Origin of the sequence: Pseudomonas sp. MYb541 (genome assembly GCF_037479595.1) — a bacterium.
In the GTDB taxonomy this organism is placed as follows: Bacteria; Pseudomonadota; Gammaproteobacteria; order Pseudomonadales; family Pseudomonadaceae; genus Aquipseudomonas; species Aquipseudomonas canadensis.
Genome location: NZ_JBBGYS010000031.1, coordinates 10,582 through 25,260 on the forward strand (window position 1 = coordinate 10,582; position 14,679 = coordinate 25,260).

The 14,679-nt window shown below is 54.7% G+C and carries 18 protein-coding genes; all 18 read left to right on the forward strand.

What is annotated here, in order from left to right:
• Positions 1-45 precede the first annotated feature (45 nt).
• Positions 46-4,245: a DNA-directed RNA polymerase subunit beta' gene (rpoC, locus tag WH299_RS19105; RefSeq protein WP_028618132.1), complete on the forward strand. Its 4,200-nt coding sequence runs from the start codon at positions 46-48 to the stop codon at positions 4,243-4,245.
• Between the two features lie 216 nt (positions 4,246-4,461).
• Positions 4,462-4,833, forward strand: coding sequence for a 30S ribosomal protein S12 (gene rpsL / locus WH299_RS19110; RefSeq protein ID WP_002555494.1), 372 nt, complete (start codon positions 4,462-4,464; stop codon positions 4,831-4,833).
• Between the two features lie 118 nt (positions 4,834-4,951).
• Complete coding sequence (gene rpsG, locus WH299_RS19115) at positions 4,952-5,422, forward strand: 30S ribosomal protein S7 (RefSeq protein WP_002555493.1); 471 nt, start codon at positions 4,952-4,954, stop codon at positions 5,420-5,422.
• Between the two features lie 30 nt (positions 5,423-5,452).
• Entirely contained in the window at positions 5,453-7,558 is a 2,106-nt protein-coding gene (gene fusA, locus WH299_RS19120) for an elongation factor G (RefSeq protein WP_010206921.1), read from the forward strand.
• A 30-nt stretch (positions 7,559-7,588) separates the two neighbouring features.
• Entirely contained in the window at positions 7,589-8,782 is a 1,194-nt protein-coding gene (gene tuf, locus WH299_RS19125; RefSeq protein WP_003176426.1) for an elongation factor Tu, read from the forward strand.
• A gap of 159 nt (positions 8,783-8,941) precedes the next feature.
• Positions 8,942-9,253: a 30S ribosomal protein S10 gene (rpsJ, locus tag WH299_RS19130; RefSeq protein ID WP_003186070.1), complete on the forward strand. Its 312-nt coding sequence runs from the start codon at positions 8,942-8,944 to the stop codon at positions 9,251-9,253.
• Between the two features lie 81 nt (positions 9,254-9,334).
• A complete protein-coding gene (rplC, locus tag WH299_RS19135) occupies positions 9,335-9,970 on the forward strand; it encodes a 50S ribosomal protein L3 (protein WP_003194649.1) in 636 nt (211 codons plus the stop codon).
• Between the two features lie 12 nt (positions 9,971-9,982).
• On the forward strand, positions 9,983-10,585 hold the full coding sequence (rplD, locus tag WH299_RS19140; RefSeq protein WP_003176424.1) for a 50S ribosomal protein L4: 603 nt from the start codon (positions 9,983-9,985) through the stop codon (positions 10,583-10,585).
• Positions 10,582-10,881, forward strand: a complete 300-nt coding sequence (gene rplW, locus WH299_RS19145; RefSeq protein ID WP_002555488.1) for a 50S ribosomal protein L23 — start codon at positions 10,582-10,584, stop codon at positions 10,879-10,881. Before rplD ends, rplW begins: the two co-directional genes overlap by 4 nt.
• A gap of 14 nt (positions 10,882-10,895) precedes the next feature.
• On the forward strand, positions 10,896-11,720 hold the full coding sequence (gene rplB / locus WH299_RS19150) for a 50S ribosomal protein L2 (RefSeq protein ID WP_003186055.1): 825 nt from the start codon (positions 10,896-10,898) through the stop codon (positions 11,718-11,720).
• A 16-nt stretch (positions 11,721-11,736) separates the two neighbouring features.
• The gene (gene rpsS / locus WH299_RS19155) at positions 11,737-12,012 is read left to right on the forward strand and encodes a 30S ribosomal protein S19 (RefSeq protein WP_003232420.1); all 276 of its coding nucleotides are present in this window, start codon (positions 11,737-11,739) and stop codon (positions 12,010-12,012) included.
• Between the two features lie 11 nt (positions 12,013-12,023).
• Positions 12,024-12,356, forward strand: coding sequence for a 50S ribosomal protein L22 (gene rplV / locus WH299_RS19160; protein WP_003103908.1), 333 nt, complete (start codon positions 12,024-12,026; stop codon positions 12,354-12,356).
• Between the two features lie 13 nt (positions 12,357-12,369).
• Positions 12,370-13,056 carry a 30S ribosomal protein S3 gene (gene rpsC, locus WH299_RS19165; RefSeq protein WP_003176422.1) on the forward strand — a complete coding sequence of 229 codons (687 nt, stop codon included), beginning with the start codon at positions 12,370-12,372 and terminating at the stop codon, positions 13,054-13,056.
• Between the two features lie 12 nt (positions 13,057-13,068).
• Complete coding sequence (gene rplP / locus WH299_RS19170; protein ID WP_003176421.1) at positions 13,069-13,482, forward strand: 50S ribosomal protein L16; 414 nt, start codon at positions 13,069-13,071, stop codon at positions 13,480-13,482.
• A complete protein-coding gene (gene rpmC, locus WH299_RS19175; protein WP_002555481.1) occupies positions 13,482-13,673 on the forward strand; it encodes a 50S ribosomal protein L29 in 192 nt (63 codons plus the stop codon). Before rplP ends, rpmC begins: the two co-directional genes overlap by 1 nt.
• Before the next feature lie 2 nt (positions 13,674-13,675).
• Positions 13,676-13,942, forward strand: coding sequence for a 30S ribosomal protein S17 (gene rpsQ, locus WH299_RS19180; RefSeq protein ID WP_003176419.1), 267 nt, complete (start codon positions 13,676-13,678; stop codon positions 13,940-13,942).
• 23 nt (positions 13,943-13,965) lie between these two features.
• A complete protein-coding gene (rplN, locus tag WH299_RS19185; protein ID WP_002555479.1) occupies positions 13,966-14,334 on the forward strand; it encodes a 50S ribosomal protein L14 in 369 nt (122 codons plus the stop codon).
• Positions 14,335-14,345: 11 nt separating this feature from the next.
• Positions 14,346-14,660, forward strand: a complete 315-nt coding sequence (gene rplX / locus WH299_RS19190; protein WP_003176416.1) for a 50S ribosomal protein L24 — start codon at positions 14,346-14,348, stop codon at positions 14,658-14,660.
• The last annotated feature ends 19 nt before the right edge of the window (positions 14,661-14,679 follow it).

Consider the following 14,679-nt stretch of genomic DNA (forward strand, 5'->3'; position numbering starts at 1 on the left):
GCGGGGCTGTTTAGCCCGCTCTCTGCTCCGCCAGGAGGAAAGGCCTTGAAAGACCTACTGAATTTGCTGAAAAACCAGGGTCAAGTCGAAGAGTTCGACGCCATCCGTATTGGATTGGCATCGCCTGAGATGATCCGTTCGTGGTCGTTCGGTGAAGTTAAAAAGCCGGAAACCATCAACTACCGTACGTTCAAACCTGAGCGTGACGGCCTGTTCTGCGCCAAGATCTTTGGCCCGGTTAAGGATTACGAGTGCCTGTGCGGTAAGTACAAGCGCTTGAAGCACCGTGGTGTGATCTGCGAGAAGTGCGGCGTTGAAGTTGCACTGGCTAAAGTTCGTCGTGAGCGTATGGCGCACATCGAACTGGCTTCGCCGGTTGCTCACATCTGGTTCCTGAAATCGCTGCCGTCCCGTATCGGCTTGCTGATGGACATGACCCTGCGTGATATCGAACGCGTTCTCTACTTCGAGAGCTATGTCGTTATCGATCCAGGCATGACCACCCTTGAAAAAGGTCAGCTGCTGAACGACGAGCAGTACTTCGAAGCACTGGAAGAATTCGGTGACGATTTCGATGCCCGCATGGGTGCCGAAGCTGTCCGCGAACTGCTGCACGCTATCGACCTGGAACACGAGATTGGCCGCCTGCGTGAAGAAATTCCGCAAACCAACTCCGAAACCAAGATCAAGAAACTGTCCAAGCGTCTGAAGTTGATGGAAGCCTTCCAGGGTTCCGGCAACTTGCCAGAGTGGATGGTGCTGACCGTTCTGCCGGTTCTGCCGCCAGACCTGCGTCCGCTGGTACCGTTGGACGGTGGTCGTTTCGCGACGTCCGACCTCAACGACCTGTACCGCCGCGTGATCAACCGTAACAACCGCTTGAAGCGCCTGCTTGATCTGTCCGCTCCGGACATCATCGTGCGCAACGAAAAGCGTATGTTGCAAGAAGCTGTCGATGCCCTGCTCGACAACGGTCGTCGTGGCCGCGCTATCACCGGTTCGAACAAGCGTCCTCTGAAATCCTTGGCTGACATGATCAAGGGTAAGCAAGGTCGTTTCCGTCAGAACTTGCTCGGTAAGCGTGTTGACTACTCCGGTCGTTCGGTAATTACCGTAGGCCCGACCCTGCGTCTGCACCAGTGCGGTCTGCCTAAGAAGATGGCACTTGAGCTGTTCAAACCATTCATCTTCGGCAAGCTGGAAATGCGCGGTCTCGCGACCACCATCAAAGCGGCCAAGAAAATGGTCGAGCGCGAGCTGCCTGAGGTTTGGGACGTTCTCGCTGAAGTGATCCGCGAACACCCGGTTCTTCTCAACCGTGCACCGACCCTTCACCGTCTGGGGATCCAGGCGTTTGAACCGGTACTGATCGAAGGTAAGGCTATCCAGCTGCACCCGCTGGTCTGTGCTGCGTACAACGCCGACTTCGACGGCGACCAAATGGCCGTGCACGTACCGCTGACACTGGAAGCCCAGTTGGAAGCGCGTGCGTTGATGATGTCGACCAACAACATTCTGTCGCCAGCCAACGGTGAGCCAATCATCGTTCCGTCGCAGGACGTTGTATTGGGTCTGTACTACATGACTCGTGAAGCGATCAACGCCAAAGGCGAAGGTCGTGTGTTCGCTGACCTGCAAGAAGTTGACCGTGTGTTCCGTGCCGGCGAAGCCGCACTGCACGCCAAGGTCAAAGTGCGGATCAACGAAACCGTCAACGACCGTGACGGCGGCAGCGTGAGCAACACTCGTATCGTCGACACCACTGTCGGCCGTGCGCTGCTGTATCAAGTTGTGCCAAAAGGTCTGTCGTACGATGTCGTCAACCTGCCGATGAAGAAAAAAGCGATCTCCAAGCTGATCAACCAGTGCTACCGCGTGGTTGGTTTGAAAGAGACCGTGATCTTCGCTGACCAGTTGATGTACACCGGTTTTGCTTATTCGACCATCTCCGGCGTTTCCATCGGTGTTAACGACTTCGTTATCCCGGATGAAAAAGCTCGCATCATCGCGGCTGCAACCGATGAAGTGAAAGAGATCGAAAGCCAGTACGCCTCCGGCCTGGTAACCCAGGGCGAGAAGTACAACAAGGTAATCGACCTTTGGTCGAAGGCGAACGACGAAGTTTCCAAGGCGATGATGGCCAACCTCTCGAAAGAGAAAGTCATCGACCGTCACGGCGACGAAGTTGACCAAGAGTCCTTCAACTCGATGTACATGATGGCTGACTCGGGCGCACGGGGTTCTGCTGCGCAGATCCGTCAGCTCGCCGGTATGCGTGGCTTGATGGCCAAGCCGGACGGCTCCATCATCGAAACGCCGATTACTGCGAACTTCCGTGAAGGTTTGAGCGTACTCCAGTACTTCATCTCGACTCACGGTGCTCGTAAGGGTCTTGCGGATACCGCGTTGAAAACTGCTAACTCCGGTTACCTGACTCGTCGTCTGGTAGACGTTGCACAAGATCTGGTTGTAACCGAGATCGATTGCGGCACCGAGCATGGCCTGCTGATGACACCGCACATTGAAGGCGGTGACGTTGTAGAGCCGCTGGGTGAGCGCGTATTGGGTCGTGTTATTGCCCGTGACGTATTCAAGCCAGGTACCGAGGAAGTTATTGTTCCTGCCGGCACCCTGGTAGACGAAAAGTGGGTCGAGTTCATCGAACTCAACAGCATCGACGAAGTGATCGTTCGCTCGCCGATCAGCTGCGAAACCCGCTACGGCATCTGCGCCAAGTGCTACGGCCGTGACTTGGCTCGTGGTCACCAGGTGAACATCGGTGAAGCGGTCGGCGTTATCGCTGCCCAGTCCATCGGTGAGCCGGGTACCCAGCTGACCATGCGTACGTTCCACATCGGTGGTGCGGCAAGCCGGACCTCCGCAGCCGACAGCGTTCAGGTGAAGAATGGCGGTACCGTCCGTCTGCACAACCTGAAACACGTTGAGCGAGTGGATGGCCACCTGGTTGCTGTGTCCCGTTCCGGTGAGCTGGCAATCGCTGATGACTACGGTCGTGAGCGCGAGCGTTACAAGCTGCCGTACGGTGCTGTGATTTCGGTTAAAGAAGGTGACAAGGTCGACGCTGGCGCAATCGTGGCCAAGTGGGATCCGCACACTCACCCAATCGTTACCGAAATGAAAGGTACCGTGACCTACGTGGGCATGGAAGAAGGCATCACGATCAAGCGTCAGACTGACGAATTGACCGGTATGACCAACATTGAAGTACTCGACGCGAAAGATCGTCCAGCTGCCGGTAAAGACATCCGTCCTGCCGTGAAGATGGTCGATGACAACGGCAAGGACTTGTTGCTGCCAGGCACTGACGTAATCGCTCAGTACTTCCTGCCAGCCAACGCCCTGGTCGGTGTAGCGGATGGTGCGAAGATCGCGATCGGTGATGTTATCGCGCGTATCCCGCAAGAAACTTCGAAAACTCGAGACATCACCGGTGGTCTGCCGCGTGTTGCCGACTTGTTCGAAGCGCGTCGTCCGAAAGAAGCGTCGATTCTGGCTGAAGTCAGCGGCACCATCGCGTTCGGTAAAGAGACCAAGGGCAAGCGCCGTCTGGTCATTACTCCGAACGACGGTACCGATCCGTACGAAGAGCTGATTCCGAAGTGGCGTCACCTGAACGTCTTCGAAGGCGAACAGGTAAACCGCGGCGAAGTTATCTCCGACGGCCCGAGCGATCCACACGACATCCTGCGTCTGCTGGGTGTGAGTGCGCTGGCCAAGTACATCGTTAACGAGATCCAGGACGTTTACCGCCTGCAAGGCGTGAAGATCAACGATAAGCACATTGAGACCATCCTGCGTCAGATGTTGCGTAAAGTTGAAATCGCTGAATCCGGCGATTCCAGTTTCATCAAGGGCGACCAGATGGAACTGACTCACGTACTGGTAGAGAACGAGCGTTTGGGCGCGGAAGACAAATTTGTCTCCAAGTTCACTCGCGTGCTGCTGGGTATCACCAAGGCGTCGTTGTCCACTGAGTCGTTCATCTCGGCGGCCTCCTTCCAGGAGACCACTCGTGTACTGACCGAAGCAGCGGTAACCGGCAAGCGCGATTACCTGCGCGGCCTGAAAGAGAACGTGGTTGTGGGTCGTCTGATCCCAGCCGGTACCGGTTTGGCTTACCACAGCGAGCGTAAGCGTCGCCGTGATGCTGACAAGCCGCTGCGCGTAAGCGCCAGTGAAGTGGAAGCTGCACTGACCGAAGCGCTGAACTCTAGCGGTAACTGAGTTCTGCACTAGATAAGTCTGGGCCCCGGCAGCCCCATTCGTCGGATCGAGGCATTTTTGCCCCGGTTCGGTGAGTGGGGATGTCGGGGCCTTGCCTTGACTGGGGGCAAGATCCTCTTTAGACTCTTGTACCCCTAAATTTGGCGGGAATTCGTTCCTGCCATTTTGCTTTTCTTGCAAGACAATAGCGTCGCAAGACAACAGTGGAGCTAGTAGATGGCAACTATCAACCAGCTGGTACGTCAGCCGCGTAAGCGTATCGTCGAGAAATCCGACGTGCCTGCGCTGCAGAACTGCCCGCAACGTCGTGGCGTATGCACCCGTGTGTATACCACCACGCCGAAAAAACCTAACTCGGCACTGCGTAAAGTATGCCGTGTGCGCCTGACCAACGGTTTCGAGGTTTCCTCGTACATCGGTGGTGAAGGTCACAACCTGCAAGAGCACAGCGTGGTACTGATCCGCGGCGGTCGTGTAAAAGACTTGCCAGGTGTTCGTTACCACACCGTACGCGGCTCCTTGGATACTTCCGGCGTTAAAGGTCGTAACCAGGGTCGTTCGAAGTACGGTACCAAGAAGCCTAAGTAGTAGCGGCTTTTTGTAAAACTGAATCATCTTATTTTCTGAGTCGATAAGAGTAAGGTCGGAGGCGTCCCGCAAGGGCACCGATTCCGAACGAACCTGAAGACCGTTTGAGGGCTTATCCATGCCAAGAAGACGCGTAGCAGCCAAGCGCGAAGTGCTTGACGATCCAAAATACGGAAGCCAAATCCTGGCCAAGTTCATGAACCACGTGATGGAAAGCGGCAAGAAAGCCGTTGCCGAGCGTATCGTTTATGGCGCGCTGGAAAAGGTTAAAGAACGCAAGAACAGCGACCCCCTGGAAATCTTCGAGAAAGCTCTCGACGCCATCGCTCCGCTGGTCGAAGTGAAGTCGCGCCGTGTAGGCGGTGCTACTTACCAGGTTCCGGTCGAAGTTCGCCCGTCCCGTCGTAACGCTCTGGCAATGCGCTGGTTGGTAGACTTCGCCCGTAAGCGCGGCGAGAAGTCTATGGCTCTGCGTTTGGCCGGCGAGCTGTTGGACGCTGCTGAAGGTAAAGGTGCTGCTGTTAAGAAGCGTGAAGACGTGCACCGTATGGCTGAAGCTAACAAAGCTTTCTCGCACTACCGCTTCTAATCTTAGCTTCACTAATTTTGCGAGGGCTTTATGGCTCGTACTACTCCGATTAGCCGCTACCGTAACATCGGTATCGTTGCTCACGTGGATGCTGGTAAAACCACCACCACCGAGCGCGTACTGTTTTACACCGGCAAAAGTCACAAAATGGGCGAGGTGCATGACGGCGCCGCGACCACAGACTGGATGGTTCAGGAGCAGGAGCGTGGTATTACCATTACTTCTGCTGCTATTACCGCCTTCTGGAAAGGTTCCGAGAAGCAGTACAAAGACGAGCATCGCTTCAACGTAATCGATACCCCAGGCCACGTAGACTTCACCATTGAAGTTGAACGTTCCCTGCGCGTACTCGACGGCGCTGTCGTTGTGTTCTGCGGTACCTCGGGTGTTGAGCCTCAGTCGGAAACCGTATGGCGTCAAGCCAACAAGTACGGCGTTCCGCGTCTTGTTTACGTAAACAAGATGGACCGTGCTGGTGCCAACTTCCTGCGCGTGATCGGTCAGATCAAGCAGCGTCTGGGTCACACCCCGGTGCCAATTCAATTGGCTATCGGTTCCGAGGACAACTTCCAGGGTCAGATCGATCTGATCAATATGGAAGCTGTTTACTGGAATGATTCCGACAAAGGTATGGTTCCTGTTCGTAAGCCTATCCCTGCAGAGTTGCAGGAACTGGCTGACGAGTGGCGCAACAACATGGTTGAGGCTGCTGCCGAAGCCAGCGAAGAGCTGATGAACAAGTACCTCGAAGGTGAAGAACTCACCAACGTGGAAATCAAGGCTGCTCTGCGTCAGCGTACTATTGCTGGTGAGATCGTCTTGGCTGTTTGCGGTTCTTCCTTCAAGAACAAGGGTGTTCCCCTGGTTCTCGACGCCGTTATCGACTACCTGCCGGCTCCAACCGATATTCCTGCTATCAAGGGTACCAACCCTGATAACGAGGAAGAAGAGATGGAGCGTCACGCCGATGACAGCGAGCCGTTCTCGGCTCTGGCGTTCAAGATCGCAACTGACCCATTCGTGGGTACTTTGACCTTCGTCCGCGTTTACTCGGGCGTGTTGGCCTCCGGCGACGGCGTGATCAACTCGGTTAAAGGCAAGAAAGAGCGCGTGGGTCGTATGGTGCAAATGCACGCAAACGCCCGTGAAGAGATCAAGGAAGTGCGCGCTGGTGACATCGCGGCCCTGATCGGCATGAAGGACGTCACCACTGGTGAGACTTTGTGCGACGCTGCCAAGCCAATCATTCTGGTTCGTATGGACTTCCCGGAGCCGGTTATTTCGGTTGCCGTAGAGCCTAAGACCAAGGATGACCAGGAAAAAATGGGTATCGCTCTGGGCAAGCTTGCTCAGGAAGATCCATCTTTCCGCGTCAAGACTGATGAGGAGACTGGTCAAACGATCATCTCCGGCATGGGCGAGCTGCACCTGGACATCCTGGTTGACCGGATGCGCCGTGAGTTCAACGTCGAAGCCAACATCGGTAAGCCTCAGGTTTCCTATCGTGAGCGCATCACGAAGAACTGTGAAATCGAAGGCAAGTTCGTTCGTCAGTCCGGCGGTCGTGGTCAGTTCGGTCACTGCTGGATCCGTTTTGCTCCTGCTGACGAAGGTCAGGAAGGTCTGCAATTCGTGAACGAAGTAGTGGGTGGTGTTGTTCCTAAGGAATACATCCCTGCTATCCAGAAGGGTATCGAAGAGCAGATGAAGAACGGTGTTGTTGCCGGCTATCCGCTGATCGGCCTGAAAGCAACCGTTTTTGACGGTTCTTACCACGACGTCGACTCCAACGAGATGGCGTTTAAGGTGGCTGCTTCCATGGCAACCAAGCAACTGGCCCAGAAGGGCGGTGGTGAGTTGCTTGAGCCAATCATGGCGGTAGAAGTTGTTACACCTGAAGACTATATGGGTGATGTCATGGGCGACCTTAACCGTCGTCGCGGCATGATCTTGGGTATGGAAGACACGGTTTCCGGCAAAGTGATTCGCGCCGAGGTTCCGCTGGGTGAGATGTTCGGTTATGCGACCGACGTTCGCTCCATGTCCCAGGGTCGCGCAAGCTACTCTATGGAATTCAAAAAATACAACACAGCTCCGGCGCACATCGCTGAAACTGTATCCAAAAAACAAGGCTGATTCAGTCCTTTAGGCAAGGAGTTAATTGTCGTGGCTAAAGAAAAATTTGATCGTTCCCTACCGCACGTCAACGTTGGCACCATCGGTCACGTTGACCACGGTAAAACCACTCTGACTGCTGCTCTGACTCGCGTTTGCTCCGAAGTTTTCGGTTCCGCAATCGTTGATTTCGATAAAATCGACAGCGCGCCAGAAGAGAAAGCTCGTGGTATCACCATCAACACCGCGCACGTTGAATACAACTCGCTGATCCGTCACTACGCTCACGTTGACTGCCCAGGTCACGCTGACTATGTGAAGAACATGATCACCGGTGCTGCTCAAATGGACGGCGCTATCCTGGTTTGCTCGGCCGCTGATGGTCCGATGCCACAAACCCGTGAGCACATCCTGCTGTCCCGTCAGGTAGGCGTTCCGTACATCGTGGTTTACCTGAACAAGGCTGACCTGGTAGACGACGCTGAGCTGCTGGAACTGGTTGAGATGGAAGTGCGCGATCTGCTGAGCACTTACGACTTCCCAGGCGACGACACTCCGATCATCATCGGTTCTGCTCGTATGGCTCTGGAAGGCAAAGACGACAACGAAATGGGCACCACGTCCGTTCGTAAACTGGTTGAGACTCTGGACAGCTACATCCCAGATCCAGTCCGTGTTATCGACAAGCCGTTCCTGATGCCAATCGAAGACGTATTCTCGATCTCCGGTCGCGGTACTGTTGTAACTGGTCGTATCGAGCGCGGTATCGTTAAGGTTCAAGATCCACTGGAAATCGTTGGTCTGCGTGACACTACCGTCACCACCTGCACCGGTGTTGAAATGTTCCGTAAACTGCTCGACGAAGGTCGTGCTGGCGAGAACTGCGGCGTTCTGCTGCGTGGTACCAAGCGTGACGACGTTGAGCGTGGCCAGGTTCTGGTTAAGCCAGGTTCGGTTAAGCCGCACACCAAGTTCGAAGCTGAAGTGTACGTGCTGAGCAAAGAAGAAGGCGGTCGTCACACTCCGTTCTTCAAAGGCTACCGTCCACAGTTCTACTTCCGTACTACCGACGTAACTGGTAACTGCGAACTGCCGGAAGGCGTAGAAATGGTAATGCCAGGCGACAACATCAAAATGGTTGTCACCCTGATCAAAACCATCGCTATGGAAGACGGTCTGCGTTTCGCAATCCGTGAAGGCGGCCGTACCGTTGGTGCTGGCGTTGTAGCTAAAATCATCGAGTAATTATCTCTTCTGAGATAGCTCTGATGTTTTGAAAAGGCCCCCGCTCAGCGGGGGCCTTTTTTATTGGGTTGACACCTATCAGGGCCGTCTATAGAATTGCGCCTCCTTTTAACGGGCGTATTGCGCTCGCTGGGAATAGCAGCCGGAGTCTGAAATCCAATGCAAAATCAGCAAATCCGTATCAGGTTGAAGGCTTTTGACCATCGCCTGATCGACCAATCCACCCAGGAAATCGTGGAAACCGCGAAACGTACTGGTGCACAAGTGCGTGGTCCAATTCCACTGCCTACCCGTAAAGAGCGGTTCACCGTTCTGGTCTCCCCGCACGTCAACAAAGACGCGCGTGACCAGTACGAGATCCGTACTCATAAGCGCGTACTGGACATCGTCCAGCCAACGGATAAAACCGTTGATGCACTTATGAAGCTCGATCTGGCGGCCGGTGTGGAAGTACAGATCAGCCTCGGCTAAGACTTGGGTCTTAGTCGTGTAACGCTCTGAAATGGGCGGCCATAGCGGGTGAAAGCCCCGTACACTCATGAGGTTTACAACATGACTATTGGTGTAGTCGGTCGTAAATGCGGTATGACCCGTATTTTCACCGAAGAAGGTGTCTCCATTCCGGTCACGGTCATTGAGATCGAGCCGAATCGCGTCACCCAGTTCAAAACTGAAGAGACCGATGGCTATCGTGCAGTGCAAGTCACTGTCGGCGAGCGTCGTGCTTCGCGCGTGACTGCTGCTCAAGCAGGTCACTTCGCTAAAGCAAACGTTGCAGCTGGTCGCACTGTTATGGAGTTCCGTCTCGAAGACGGCGACTACCAGGCTGGCGATCTGATCAACGCTGAAATCTTCGCTGCTGGTCAACTGGTTGATGTAACCGGTCAGTCCAAAGGTAAAGGCTTCCAGGGTACGATCAAGCGTTGGAATTTCCGTGGCCAAGACAACACTCACGGTAACTCCGTTTCCCACCGCGTCCCGGGCTCTATTGGCCAGTGCCAGACTCCTGGTCGTGTATTCAAGGGCAAAAAAATGTCCGGTCATATGGGCGCTGAGCGCGTGACCGTGCAGTCCCTCGAAGTAGTGCGCGTCGACGCTGAACGCAATCTGTTGTTGGTCAAGGGTGCTGTTCCTGGCGCTACTGGCGGCAACCTGGTTGTACGTCCGGCGGCCAAGGCTCGCGGTTAAGGGGAAGCTGACATGCAATTAAATGTAAATGACGCTCAAGCGATCGAAGTTTCCGAACTGACGTTTGGCGGCGAGTTCAACGAGACGCTGGTTCACCAAGCAGTCGTGGCCTACATGGCCGGCGGCCGTCAAGGTAGCAAACAGCAAAAGACCCGTTCCGACGTTCGTGGTGGCGGTAAGCGCCCTTGGCGTCAGAAAGGTACTGGCCGTGCTCGTGCCGGTACTATCCGTAGCCCAATCTGGCGTGGCGGTGGTACCACTTTCGCAGCTCGTCCGCAGGATCACTCGCAGAAGCTCAACAAGAAGATGTATCGCGCAGCTCTGCGCTCCATCCTTGCTGAACTCGTGCGTACTGACCGTCTGGTCGTGGTTCAGGACTTCGCTGTTGAAAGCCCGAAAACCAAAGATCTGCTGGGCAAGCTGAACAACATGAGCCTGACCGACGTTTTGATCGTGTCGGAAGCTGTTGATCAGAACCTGTACCTGGCTGCTCGCAACCTGCCACACGTTGATGTACGTGACGTGCAAGGTTCCGATCCAGTTAGTCTGATCGCATACGACAAGGTGTTGATCACCGTGTCGGCCGTGAAGAAATTCGAGGAGCTGCTGGGATGAACCAGGAACGCGTATTTAAAGTTCTGCTTGGCCCGCACGTTTCCGAAAAGGCTACGGTTCTGGCTGACAAGAAAGGCCAGTTCGTTTTCAAGGTTGCAACTGACGCAACCAAGCTGGAAATCAAGAAGGCCGTCGAAAGCCTGTTCAGCGTGAAAGTAGAGCGTGTTACTACCCTGAATGTTCTGGGTAAGAGCAAGCGCACTGCTCGCGGTCTGGGCAAGCGTAATGACTGGAAGAAGGCAGTTATCTCCCTTCAGCCAGGCCAAGATCTCGATTTCAGCAGCAGTGCTGAGTAAGGAAGGGGTGCATCATGGCAATCGTTAAATGCAAACCGACTTCCCCTGGCCGCCGTTTTGTGGTCAAGGTGGTCAACCAGGAGCTGCATAAAGGCGCTCCTCACGCACCGCTGCTCGAGAAAAAATCGAAGTCTGGTGGTCGTAACAACAATGGTCGTATTACCACTCGTCACATCGGTGGTGGCCATAAGCAGCATTATCGTCTGGTCGATTTCCGTCGCAACGACAAAGATGGCATCGCTGCCACTGTCGAGCGTATCGAATACGATCCAAACCGTACTGCTCACATCGCTCTGCTGCTGTACGCAGATGGCGAGCGTCGCTACATCATCGCCCCTAAAGGCGTGAGCGCTGGCGACCAGCTGATCGCAGGTGCTTTGGCGCCGATCAAGCCGGGCAACGCTCTGCAACTGCGCAACATTCCAGTTGGTAGCACCGTACACGGCATCGAATTGAAGCCAGGTAAAGGCGCGCAAATCGCTCGTTCCGCTGGTGCTTCGGCTCAGCTGATCGCTCGTGAAGGTGTCTACGTGACCCTGCGTCTGCGTTCTGGTGAGATGCGTAAAGTGCTGGCTGAATGCCGCGCGACCCTGGGCGAAGTCTCGAACTCCGAGCACAGCCTGCGTTCGCTGGGTAAAGCTGGTGCCAAACGCTGGCGTGGCGTTCGCCCAACCGTTCGTGGTGTTGCCATGAACCCGGTTGACCACCCACACGGTGGTGGTGAAGGTCGTACCTCTGGTGGTCGTCATCCGGTATCGCCATGGGGCTTCCCGACTAAGGGCGCGAAGACTCGTGGTAATAAGCGTACCGACAAAATGATCGTCCGTCGTCGCAAGTAAATAGAGGGATACGACAGTGCCACGTTCTCTGAAAAAAGGTCCTTTTATTGATCTTCACCTACTGAAGAAGATCGAAGTGGCGGCGGAAAAGAACGATCGCAAACCAGTTAAGACCTGGTCGCGTCGTTCGATGATCCTGCCACAAATGGTCGGTCTGACCATCGCTGTACACAACGGTCGCTTGCACGTCCCAGTTCTCGTGAACGAAGACATGGTCGGCCACAAACTAGGCGAGTTTGCCGGTACCCGCACTTATCGTGGGCACGTGGCAGACAAGAAAGCCAAGCGTTAAGGGGTTAGGAAATGGAAGTAGCCGCTAAGTTGTCGGGCGCTCGAATCTCCGCCCAGAAAGCCCGCTTGGTCGCCGACCAGATCCGCGGGAAGAAGGTGGGCGAAGCGCTCAACCTGTTGGCTTTCAGCAGTAAGAAAGCCGCCGAGATCATGAAGAAAGTGCTGGAGTCGGCCGTAGCCAACGCCGAGCATAACGAAGGCGCAGACGTTGATGACCTGAAGGTCAGCACCGTTTTCGTCAACGAAGGGCGTTCGCTGAAGCGCATCATGCCACGTGCCAAAGGCCGTGCTGATCGCATCGTCAAGCGGTCTTGCCATATCACTGTCAAGGTTGCTGACAAGTAACGGAGTCGAAGAGATGGGTCAGAAAGTACATCCCATTGGCATTCGCCTGGGAATCGTCAAGGAGCACACCTCCGTCTGGTACGCAGACGGTCGGACTTATGCGGACTATTTGTTCGCTGATCTGAAGGTGCGTGAGTATCTCCAAGACAAACTAAAAAGCGCGTCCGTAAGCCGTATCGATATCCATCGTCCGGCCCAAACTGCACGTATCACCATCCACACCGCTCGTCCAGGTATCGTTATCGGGAAGAAAGGTGAAGATGTTGAGAAACTGCGTCAGGACCTGACCAAGCAAATGGGTGTGCCTGTGCACATCAATATCGAAGAGATCCGCAAGCCGGAACTCGACGGTATGCTGGTTGCGCAGAGCGTAGCTCAGCAGCTGGAGCGTCGCGTAATGTTCCGTCGCGCTATGAAGCGCGCTGTACAGAACGCCATGCGCATTGGTGCCAAAGGCATCAAAATCCAAGTGAGCGGTCGTCTCGGCGGTGCTGAAATCGCACGTACTGAATGGTATCGCGAAGGTCGTGTGCCACTGCACACCCTGCGTGCCGACATCGACTATGCCAACTACGAAGCTCACACCACTTACGGTGTGATCGGTGTAAAGGTTTGGATCTTCAAAGGCGAAGTAATTGGTGGTCGCCAAGAAGAACTGAAACCACAAGCACCAGCGCCTCGTAAAAAAGCTGCTAAGTAAGGGGTACGCCAAATGTTGCAACCTAAGCGTACGAAGTTCCGCAAGCAGATGACAGGCCACAACCGTGGTCTGGCTCAGCGCGGTAGCAAAGTCAGCTTCGGCGAGTTCGCGCTGAAGTCTGTAGCTCGTGGTCGTCTCACCGCTCGTCAGATCGAGTCAGCGCGTCGTGCTCTGACCCGTCACGTAAAACGTGGCGGCAAGATCTGGATCCGTGTATTCCCGGACAAGCCGATCTCCAAAAAGCCTCTCGAGGTTCGGATGGGTAAAGGTAAGGGTAACGTGGAATACTGGGTAGCCCAGATTCAGCCAGGCAAAGTCCTGTATGAAATCGAGGGTGTTTCTGAAGAGCTGGCGCGTGAGGCTTTCGCCCTGGCTGCTGCAAAGCTGCCGCTCGCCACCTCCTTTGTTAAACGGACGGTGATGTGATGAAAGCGAATGAACTTCGTGAAAAATCCGCACAGCAGCTGAACGAGCAACTGCTCGGCCTGCTGCGCGACCAGTTCAATCTGCGTATGCAGAAAGCAACTGGCCAGTTGGGGCAGTCTCATCTGCTCTCGCAAGTTAAGCGTGACATCGCTCGCGTGAAGACTGTGCTCAACCAGCAGGCAGGTAAGTGATCATGGCTGAAGCCGAAAAGACTGTCCGTACGCTGACTGGCCGTGTTGTCAGCGACAAGATGGACAAAACCATCACCGTTCTGATCGAGCGTCGCGTTAAGCACCCGATCTACGGTAAATATGTTAAGCGTTCGACTAAGCTGCACGCGCACGACGAAACCAATCAGTGCCACATCGGCGACAAAGTCACTATTCGTGAAACTCGTCCGCTGGCCAAGACCAAGTCTTGGGCGCTGGTTGATGTTCTCGAACGCGCTGTGGAAGTCTAAGGACTAGGGGTCGGAGAAATTATATGATTCAGACTCAATCCATGCTCGATGTGGCCGATAACAGCGGCGCTCGCCGCGTTATGTGCATCAAGGTGCTGGGTGGCTCCCATCGTCGTTACGCTGGTATCGGTGACATCATCAAAGTTACCGTGAAGGAAGCAATTCCTCGCGGTAAAGTGAAAAAAGGCCAAGTGATGACTGCTGTTGTAGTCCGCACTCGTCACGGCGTACGTCGTGCTGATGGCTCCATTATCCGCTTTGATGGCAACGCTGCTGTTCTTCTGAACAACAAGCAAGAGCCGATCGGCACCCGTATCTTTGGGCCAGTGACCCGTGAACTTCGTACTGAGAAGTTCATGAAGATCGTCTCGCTCGCCCCAGAAGTGCTGTAAGGAGATCCGACATGCAAAAGATTCGTCGTGACGACGAGATCATCGTGATCGCCGGCAAAGACAAAGGTAAGCGCGGTAAGGTGCTTAAGGTTCTCGCTAATAACCGTCTGGTTATCGGTGGTCTGAACCTGGTCAAGCGTCATACCAAGCCTAACCCGATGTCGGGCGTGCAGGGCGGTATCGTCGAGAAAGAAGCTCCGCTGGATGCTTCTAACGTCGCCATCTTCAACGGCGAAACCAACAAGGCTGACCGCGTTGGTTTCAAAGTAGAAGACGGTAAGAAAATTCGTGTCTTCAAGTCGACCCAAAAAGCGGTTGATGCTTGAACACTGCTAGGTAGATTAG

Bases quoted from the DNA above. Each gene is read 5' to 3' on its own strand.
- rpsG (WP_002555493.1), top strand. From the start codon at position 4,952: ATGCCAAGAAGACGCGTAGCAGCCAAGCGCGAAGTGCTTGACGATCCA.
- rplV (WP_003103908.1), top strand. From the start codon at position 12,024: ATGGAAGTAGCCGCTAAGTTGTCGGGCGCTCGAATCTCCGCCCAGAAA.
- rplX (WP_003176416.1), top strand. From the start codon at position 14,346: ATGCAAAAGATTCGTCGTGACGACGAGATCATCGTGATCGCCGGCAAA.
- rplD (WP_003176424.1), top strand. From the start codon at position 9,983: ATGCAATTAAATGTAAATGACGCTCAAGCGATCGAAGTTTCCGAACTG.
- rplB (WP_003186055.1), top strand. From the start codon at position 10,896: ATGGCAATCGTTAAATGCAAACCGACTTCCCCTGGCCGCCGTTTTGTG.
- rplW (WP_002555488.1), top strand. From the start codon at position 10,582: ATGAACCAGGAACGCGTATTTAAAGTTCTGCTTGGCCCGCACGTTTCC.
- rpsQ (WP_003176419.1), top strand. From the start codon at position 13,676: ATGGCTGAAGCCGAAAAGACTGTCCGTACGCTGACTGGCCGTGTTGTC.
- rpsJ (WP_003186070.1), top strand. From the start codon at position 8,942: ATGCAAAATCAGCAAATCCGTATCAGGTTGAAGGCTTTTGACCATCGC.
- rplP (WP_003176421.1), top strand. From the start codon at position 13,069: ATGTTGCAACCTAAGCGTACGAAGTTCCGCAAGCAGATGACAGGCCAC.
- rplN (WP_002555479.1), top strand. From the start codon at position 13,966: ATGATTCAGACTCAATCCATGCTCGATGTGGCCGATAACAGCGGCGCT.
- rpsL (WP_002555494.1), top strand. From the start codon at position 4,462: ATGGCAACTATCAACCAGCTGGTACGTCAGCCGCGTAAGCGTATCGTC.
- rpmC (WP_002555481.1), top strand. From the start codon at position 13,482: ATGAAAGCGAATGAACTTCGTGAAAAATCCGCACAGCAGCTGAACGAG.
- fusA (WP_010206921.1), top strand. From the start codon at position 5,453: ATGGCTCGTACTACTCCGATTAGCCGCTACCGTAACATCGGTATCGTT.
- rplC (WP_003194649.1), top strand. From the start codon at position 9,335: ATGACTATTGGTGTAGTCGGTCGTAAATGCGGTATGACCCGTATTTTC.
- rpsC (WP_003176422.1), top strand. From the start codon at position 12,370: ATGGGTCAGAAAGTACATCCCATTGGCATTCGCCTGGGAATCGTCAAG.